At 72.0% G+C, this 6,055-nt stretch carries 6 protein-coding genes; 3 read left to right on the forward strand and 3 right to left on the reverse strand.

The genetic code is table 11. The features are described from left to right. Window positions 1-39 precede the first annotated feature (39 nt). The 3 genes from HMPREF3099_RS11740 to HMPREF3099_RS11750 form a co-directional block, all read right to left on the reverse strand. The gene (locus tag HMPREF3099_RS11740) at window positions 40-300 is read right to left on the reverse strand and encodes a YbdD/YjiX family protein (RefSeq protein WP_070706253.1); all 261 of its coding nucleotides are present in this window, start codon (window positions 298-300) and stop codon (window positions 40-42) included. Window positions 301-302: 2 nt separating this feature from the next. Beyond that, window positions 303-2,555, reverse strand: coding sequence for a carbon starvation CstA family protein (locus HMPREF3099_RS11745; protein WP_070706254.1), 2,253 nt, complete (start codon window positions 2,553-2,555; stop codon window positions 303-305). Between the two features lie 101 nt (window positions 2,556-2,656). Next, a complete protein-coding gene (locus HMPREF3099_RS11750) occupies window positions 2,657-3,865 on the reverse strand; it encodes a heparan-alpha-glucosaminide N-acetyltransferase domain-containing protein (RefSeq protein WP_168168537.1) in 1,209 nt (402 codons plus the stop codon). 68 nt (window positions 3,866-3,933) lie between these two features. Here HMPREF3099_RS11750 and paaA point away from each other — a divergent pair, with 68 nt between their 5' ends. The 3 genes from paaA to paaC all read left to right on the forward strand — a co-directional run. Next, window positions 3,934-4,995: a 1,2-phenylacetyl-CoA epoxidase subunit PaaA gene (gene paaA, locus HMPREF3099_RS11755; protein WP_070706256.1), complete on the forward strand. Its 1,062-nt coding sequence runs from the start codon at window positions 3,934-3,936 to the stop codon at window positions 4,993-4,995. Beyond that, complete coding sequence (gene paaB, locus HMPREF3099_RS11760; RefSeq protein WP_070706257.1) at window positions 4,992-5,279, forward strand: 1,2-phenylacetyl-CoA epoxidase subunit PaaB; 288 nt, start codon at window positions 4,992-4,994, stop codon at window positions 5,277-5,279. Before paaA ends, paaB begins: the two co-directional genes overlap by 4 nt. After that, window positions 5,276-6,055 (forward strand): 1,2-phenylacetyl-CoA epoxidase subunit PaaC (gene paaC, locus HMPREF3099_RS11765; RefSeq protein WP_237769859.1); only part of this gene is annotated, 780 nt, incomplete at its 3' end. The genes paaB and paaC, both read left to right, overlap by 4 nt.

Consider the following 6,055-nt stretch of genomic DNA (forward strand, 5'->3'; position numbering starts at 1 on the left):
TCCGGCCGGGGTGGCCGAGCGGTGCCGGGTGCTGCGTGCTCAGCAGCAGCGGTTCTGCGGGTTGGTGTCCTGGGCGTCCATGCGGGCGCGCCAGTACTCCTTCTCGGTGGGCACCGGGCAGTCCGGGTGGTCGCGCCGCATCCGGGCCACGTACTGCTCGTAGTGGTTGTCGCCCATGATCGAGGCCACGTACCACCGGGCGAAGCGCAGCCCGCGGAGCCAGGCAGGGCCTTGGCCCCCCGGCCCGGCGGCCCGCGGTGGGGTCGCCGGGCCGGGGGAGCGGTCGGTGGTGGGCGCCACGGTCAGTGGCTCCGCGCCGGGCTGCCGCTCGGGTCGAGACCGGCGGCCTGCCACTGGGCGAGGACCTCCTTCTCGGCCGGGGTGGGGAAGAACCCGCGCGGGGCGAAGGTGCGCGAGGGAACCGGCTCGTCCTCGCTGGTGGGCAGCCCGCCGGCGCGGACGGCCTTGAGGCACACCCACAGGGCGGCCAGCACCACCACGGCCACGAGCAGGGCGAACACGATCGACAGCGTGCCCTGGATGAAGGTGTTGCGCACGACCGCGTCCACCGCCTCGGGGGTCTTGGCCGTGCCGCAGGCGCCCTGGCCGGTGTCGCGGAAGGCCTTGCACGCGTCGTGCTGCGCCCAGTAGCCGATCTTCGGGTTGTCCGAGAAGATCTTCTGCCAGGAGGCCGACATCGTCACGACGAGGTCCCACACCAGCGGCACGCCGGGGATCCAGGCCCACTTCACCAGGCCCTTCTTGACCACGATGGTGGTGACCACGGCCAGCGCGATGGCGGCCAGCAGCTGGTTGGCGATGCCGAACAGCGGGAAGAGCGTGTTGATGCCGCCCAGCGGGTCGGTGACGCCCATGACCAGGATGGAGCCCCAGCCGGCCACGACGAGGGCCGAGCAGAGCCACGCGCCGACCTTCCACGAGGGGTCCTTGAAGCGGCCCAGGCCCGGCACGTTGCCGAGGGTGTCGCTGAGCATGAAGCGCGCGACGCGAGTGCCGGCATCGACCGTGGTGAGGATGAACAGCGCCTCGAACATGATGGCGAAGTGGTACCAGAACGACTTGATGCCGTCGCCACCACCGAAGGAGGAGAGCACCTCGCTCATGCCGAACGCGAGAGTGGGCGCGCCACCGGTGCGGCTGACGATGGACTCCTCGCCGAGGTGCTTGGCGGCCTGGTCGAGCTGCTCGGCGGTGACGGGCGTGCCGCCCAGGCCGAGGCCGTTGACGTAGTCCGCGGCGGTCTGCGCGGTGCCGCCGGTGGCGGCCGCCGGGGCGTTCATGGCGAAGTACACGTGCGGGTCGAGGATGACCGCGGCGATGAGCGCCATGATGGCCACGAACGACTCGGTGAGCATGGACCCGTAGCCGATGAGGCGGGCCTGGCCCTCCTTCTCCAGCAGCTTGGGGGTGGTGCCGGAGGAGACCAGCGCATGGAAACCCGAGAGGGCACCGCAGGCGATGGTGATGAACAGGAAGGGGAACAGGTTGCCGGCGAACACCGGGCCGGTGCCGTCCTTGCCGAACTGGCTCAGCGCCGGGAACTGCACGGCCGGGGCAGCCACGAGGATGCCGGCGGCCAGCAGCACGATGGTGCCGACCTTCATGAAGGTGGACAGGTAGTCGCGCGGGGCCAGCAGCAGCCACACCGGCAGCACCGAGGCGGCGAACCCGTAGGCGATGAGCCACCAGCTCAGGGCCAGCGGGGAGAGGGTGAAGGTCTCGGCGCCCCACGAGGTGTCGGCGACCACGCCGCCGGCCACGATGGCGGCCAGCAGCAGGGCCACACCGATGAGGGAGACCTCGGAGACGCGGCCGGGGCGCAGGAAGCGCAGGTAGACACCCATGAACAGGGCGATGGGGATGGTCAGCGCCAGTGAGAACACGCCCCACGGGCTGTGTGCCAGGGCGCCGATGATGACGATGCCGAGCACTGCGATGAGGATGATCATGATGCTCAGCACGCCCACGATGGCGGCCCAGCCACCGACCGGGCCGAGCTCGTCGCGCGCCATCTGGCCCAGGGAACGACCGCGGCGGCGGGTGGAGAGCGCCAGCACGAGGTAGTCCTGCACGGCGCCGGCGAAGACCACGCCGAAGATGATCCACAGGGTGCCGGGCAGGTAGCCCATCTGTGCGGCCAGCACGGGGCCCACGAGCGGGCCGGCGCCGGCGATGGCGGCGAAGTGGTGGCCGAAGAGCACGCGCCGGTCGGTGGGCATGAAGTCCTGCCCGTTGTCGTACAGCTCGGCCGGGGTGGCGCGGTCATCGCGCGGCTTGACGACCTTGTACTCGATGAGCCGGGCGTAGAAGCGGTAGGCGATGAGGTAGGTGGCGACGGCGGCGAGCACGAACCACACGGCGTTGACCTGCTCGCCGCGCGAGATCGCGATCATCCACCAGGCGACGGCTCCGGCCAGGGCCACGACGCCGAAGACGACCTTCTCCCTGGGCGTCACGGTGTGGGGCTCGGAGACCGAGACCGGTGGCAGGTCACGGGCCTCGGGGGCCCGCCGCTCCTGCGGGGGTGCTGACATCGGGGTCCTCCTGAGGGGATGGGGGCGTGAGGTGCCTCGAACCTACGCCCGTCGGAGGCCGTGGCACCCGGCCCCGCGCACGGCGTGACCCGACCGTGACCTCAGGGTCGCGTCACCAGCTCCGCGGCGCCGCGGCAGGCCCGGGAGAACAGGGCCTCGAGCGGTCCCCGGCGGCCGAGCAGCACCAGCGGGACGGCCACGGCGGCCATCACCGCCAGGTGCACCACGAACACCTCCACGCCGTAGTCGCCCGATCCGTCGTAGAAGGTGCGCACCAGGATGTGCAGCGTGTACGCGGTGAGGCTCATGGTGCCGATGGCGCCCAGCAGCACCCACAGCCGCTGGGCCCGCGGCCACGCCTGCACCACCAGGAGCCCCATCCCGATGACGGCCATCGACGTGCCCACTGTGTGCAGGAGGTCCATCATCGTGGAGGCGTGGGGGTACATGGTGAGCTGCCAGACCCAGTCGGCCGGGGCCTGCCCGTGCAGGCCGTGGCGCGCCTCCCGGTCCAGGCCGGCGAAGTCCGCCACGGGGGCGTCGTTCCACGTGGCCAGCATGCGGTGCTGCACCCAGGGCTGGGCGGTGGCGAGCCGGCTCACCAGCCACGCGCCGGTGGCCAGGGCCACCCCGCCCAGGGCGATGCCGCGCTGGACCGTCCAGCGTGTGAGGTCGAGCCGGCCCAGGGCCATGCCGGCCAGGACGTAGCCGAACCAGAACACCACCGGGTAGAAGCCGGTGAGGGTGAGCTGCTCGGTGGTGGCCAGCCACCCGCCGTGGTCGGGCAGGGAGTGCACGGGGCTGCTGGGGTCGGCCACCCAGGCGCGCGCCGGCGAGGCCAGCCACGGGGCCACCAAGCACCACGCCACCGCCCACGTGGCCAGGGCCCGGGCCCCCAGGTGCACCAGGGGCACCGCGAGCAGGAACATCGCACCGTAGGCCGGCAGGATCACCGCGATGCCGGAGTCCAGGGTGCCCAGGGCCAGCCCGAGCAGGTAGAGCAGCAGTGCGCGCACCGACAGGCTGATGCGGGCGTCGTGCAGCCGGGAGCCCACCAGCGGGGTGCTGCGCCCGGTGACCAGCGCGATGGAGAGCCCGGCCAGCACGGCGAAGAGCGCCGAGGACCGCCCGATGACGACCCACCCGAGGTCGCCCCAGGGCTCGTCGACGTAGCGGACGTTGAGGTGCGTGCCCACCATCCCGACGACCGCCGCGGTCCGCGCGAGGTCGATGCCCCGCAGTCGGGGTTGACGGGTGCCCCGGGGGTGGGCCGGGGTGTCGTCGACGCGAGCGGGGACGGCATGGGACATGGGGGGCAGTCTCTCAGGTGACCCCCCCGGTGTTTGCTGCATCACATTCCGTGGCCGATACTGCGTGCATGTACGGCAACGACTTCGCAGTTCCCGAGGAACCCCTGAACGCGGCCGAGACCCCTGAGTACTCCGCCGCCCTGCAGGACCAGGCCGACGGCGTGCTGGACCGGGACGGCGAGGGCACGCCCCACTTCGACGAGCTCATCGCGGCCGACAAGCGCATCGAGCCCCGCGACGAGATGCCGCAGGAGTACCGCGACACGCTGATCCGCCAGATCGCGCAGCACGCGCACAGCGAGATCATCGGCATGCAGCCGGAGGGCAACTGGATCACCCGCGCCCCCAGCCTGCGCCGCAAGGCCATCCTCATGGCGAAGGTGCAGGACGAGGCCGGCCACGGGCTCTACCTCTACTCCGCCGCCGAGACCCTGGGCATGAGCCGCGACGAGATGCTCGACCGCCTGCACACCGGGCGCCAGAAGTACAGCTCGATCTTCAACTACCCCACGCTCACCTGGGCCGACGCCGGCGCCATCGGGTGGCTCGTGGACGGCGCGGCGATCATGAACCAGGTGCCCCTGTGTCGCTGCTCCTACGGTCCGTACGGCCGCGCGATGGTGCGCGTGTGCAAGGAGGAGTCCTTCCACCAGCGGCAGGGCTTCGAGATCCTCTGGGCGCTCATGCAGGGCACCGACGAGCAGAAGGCCATGGCCCAGGACGCGGTGGACCGCACCTGGTGGCCGGCCCTCATGATGTTCGGCCCGCCGGACACCGGCGAGAACGCCTCCGGCGGCCACACCGAGCAGTCGATGGCCTGGGGCATCAAGCGCTTCAGCAACGACGACCTGCGCCAGAAGTTCATCGACATGACCGTGCCGCAGGCCCAGAAGCTCGGCCTGACCCTGCCCGACCCGGACCTGCGGTGGAACGCCGAGCGCGGCCACTGGGACTTCGGCCCCGTCGACTGGGACGAGTTCTGGCAGGTCGTCAAGGGCAACGGGCCGGTCAACGCACAGCGCATCGCACACCGGGTGAGGGCGCACGAGGAGGGCGCCTGGGTGCGTGAGGCCGCGACGGCCCACGCCGCCAAGCAGGCCCGTGACGAGAAGAAGGAGGTGGCTGCGTGAGCGAGCAGGCCTGGCCCCTGTGGGAGGTCTTCGTCCGTGCCAAGCGCGGTCTGAACCACACGCACGTCGGATCGCTGCACGCGCCGGACGCCGAGATGGCGCTGCGCAACGGACGCGACGTCTACACCCGTCGTGGTGAGGGCGTCTCCGTGTGGGTGGTGAAGGCGGACGACATCACGGCCAACAGCCCGGACGAGCGCGACAGCTTCTTCGACCCGGCCGCCGACAAGGTGTACCGCCACCCGACCTTCTACGACGTCCCCGAGGACGTGGAGTACCTGTGAGCGACGAGCAGCTGGCCACCATGCCCGGCACCGCGCCGAAGGAGCCGCAGCGCTTCGAGCCCGAGCCCGGCGCGCCGGTGCCCACGACCCCCGAGACCGTCGGCCGCGCGCCCCGCCCGTGGGACGCCGCCGGCGACCCGGCCTCGATGACCGACGAGCAGCTCTCCGCGCGCTACCTGCTGGGCCTGGCCGACGACGCCCTGGTGTACGCCCAGCGCCTGGGGGAGTGGATCAGCCGTGCCCCGCAGATCGAGGAGGACATGGCCCTGGGCAACGTGGCCCTGGACCTCGTCGGTCAGGCGCGCACGCTGTACACCCGGGTGGGCGAGCTGGACGCCCAGCTCCTGCCCGGCGTGCAGGAGCTGGCGGAGGACGACCTGGCTTACTTCCGCACCGAGCGGGAGTTCCGCAACCGCTGGCTCGTCGAGCAGCCGCGCGGCGACTTCGCCCACGAGATGGTGCGGATGCTGTGGTTCTCCGCCCACCTGCTGGAGACCCTGGCCCGCCTCGTGCGCACCGAGGGCGCCGACGCCGTCGGCGTCGGCGCCGCGCGCAAGGCGCTCAAGGAGGTGGACTACCACCGGGACCACGCGGCCCAGTGGGTGATCCGCCTGGGCGACGGCACCGAGGAGTCCGGCCGGCGCACCGCCGCCGCCCTGGCGGCCCTGGAGCCGTTCGTGGCCGAGCTCTCCGAGGACGACCCGGTGGCCACCGAGGCCGCGCGCCGTGGGCTGGGCGTGCTGCCGAGCACCACCGCCGAGGCGGCGACCGCGTAC

The organism is Kytococcus sp. HMSC28H12, from assembly GCF_001816045.1.
In the GTDB taxonomy this organism is placed as follows: Bacteria; Actinomycetota; Actinomycetes; order Actinomycetales; family Dermatophilaceae; genus Kytococcus; species Kytococcus schroeteri.